Origin of the sequence: Vibrio sp. Vb1755, from assembly GCF_033338635.1 — a bacterium.
Lineage (GTDB): Bacteria > Pseudomonadota > Gammaproteobacteria > Enterobacterales > Vibrionaceae > Vibrio > Vibrio alginolyticus.
Map to the genome: position 1 here is coordinate 1 of NZ_JAWOTA010000346.1, position 1,057 is coordinate 1,057.

Consider the following 1,057-nt stretch of genomic DNA (forward strand, 5'->3'; position numbering starts at 1 on the left):
TGACGCTGAAGTTGTTTCAACTCAATCTGCATTTGTTTACGAAGTTTGTAATCAAGAGCAGAAAGCGATTCATCAAGTAGCAGTACTTTTGGCTTATTTACAACCGCACGCGCGATTGCGATACGTTGTTGCTGACCACCAGAAAGTTGGTGCGGCTTACGCTGCGCCATTTTTTCTAGACGGACCATACGTAGCGCTTCCATTACGCGTGGTTCGATTTCTGCCGCAGGCGTTTTTTGCATGCGTAGGCCAAATGCCACATTATCGAATACGGTCATGTGAGGGAATAATGCGTAACTCTGAAATACCGTGTTGACGTGCCTATGTTCTGCAGGAACTTGCGTTACATCTTGGTCATCTAATACGATTTGACCGTTATCTGCCGTTTCAAAACCAGCGATCATGCGTAAAACCGTCGTTTTACCACAACCAGATGGACCAAGAATCGTCAGAAACTCACCATGATTAACATCAAGATTTAAATTACCGATGATTTCCTTTCCATCGAAACTTTTGCTGATACCAGATAAACGAATAACTGGCTTTCCTGCTTGCTGTTTAGCGTTCAACGTCTGTATTTCTCCCACGTTAAAATTGGGTTTACGCCAATTAGTGTGACATAAGTCATTCACTTTTGAGGCGCGCATCATAATCACCAAAAGTGTGAAATTAAAGCATTTTCTTATCTTGAAACAGAAAAAATTTTGCAGGCAAAAGTAATCATTCCTTACCATACTGTTTTTAAGAGGTTATTTGCCTTTTAAACACAGTTTGGTAGGGCTTTGTCATTAGCAACAATTGCTTTCAATTTCATAGTTTTGTGAGTGGTCAATTATCAACCAAATAGTAGATATTGCAAGGATAGAACGTCAGTTCTGATTTTAGACGTGGAAAGATTTCTTTATAATGTTGGCCACTTTAATTGACTGGTATACCAGTAAAAAATTCACAAGTTAGTCTTGGATAATATATGAATAACGATTTTGAAAAAGATTTCAATCTTGGGGGGAGTGTAGAGCGAGCTTTGTCTGGCGGCTACGAACTAAAAGCGAGTGCT

The 1,057-nt window shown here is 39.8% G+C and carries 1 protein-coding gene; it reads right to left on the reverse strand.

The genetic code is table 11. The features are described from left to right. A partial coding sequence (locus tag R7E00_RS25030; RefSeq protein WP_318124912.1) for an ATP-binding cassette domain-containing protein occupies positions 1 to 647 on the reverse strand: 647 nt, incomplete at its 3' end. Between the last annotated feature and the right edge of the window lie 410 nt (positions 648 to 1,057).